Annotated in this window: 1 protein-coding gene; it reads right to left on the bottom strand. The window is 35.2% G+C overall.

Features of this window, described 5'->3' with window-relative positions:
- Positions 1–91: 91 nt before the first annotated feature.
- On the bottom strand, positions 92–631 hold a 540-nt coding region (locus tag H8B04_RS16900; protein WP_190303071.1), incomplete at its 5' end, for a transposase.

Here is a 631-nt window from a genome sequence, read left to right as displayed (position 1 = left end):
TTGTCCTTATTGTAAGTTTAGTCAATAAGGATATGCTATTTGGCTCTTATTATCCCAATTTGACATTTTTAAAGCTAATACCCCTGCTTTTTTAGATTAATTTCAGGATTCTTTTCATGTTTACAGTGAAGATCGCCATTGCACCTTGCATTTCCATGTTTTGGATGCCATAGGAATTAGCCCTGCCATATCCATGGACATTTTTGAGTTCACTATTCTTAGCTTCAATTTTATATCTTTCTTTGGATTTACTTCGATAATATTCAGTTTCCTGGAATATCATCTGATCTTTGTGAAGGTCAGATTTTATAGAAACTGAATAGGTTTTTGTTTTAGCTCCAGGCTTATAACACCCCTGCCCAAACGGACAGGTTTTACATTTTTCGACGTCAAAGTAATATGTCTCCGTTTGATTTGTGCCTTGTTCCTTTTTTCCCTGACGGGCCTTTCGGATTGCCAAATGTCCTGCTGGACATACAAACATTCCTGCATCTTTATTGAAATCAAATTTATCTTCATCCTTGCGACAGCCCTGAGTAATGGAAGGATTTAATTTTGCTACTACTTTTATCTGTTGATTATCTTTATTTTTAAGTTTAAGATTTTCTTTTCCTGAATACGCTGAATCTCC

The sequence above is a fragment of the Sphingobacterium litopenaei genome, from assembly GCF_014692495.1.
Lineage (GTDB): Bacteria > Bacteroidota > Bacteroidia > Sphingobacteriales > Sphingobacteriaceae > Sphingobacterium > Sphingobacterium litopenaei.
The sequence above is the reverse complement of the archived record's forward strand: the minus strand, read 5'-3'. Positions and strand labels throughout refer to the sequence as shown.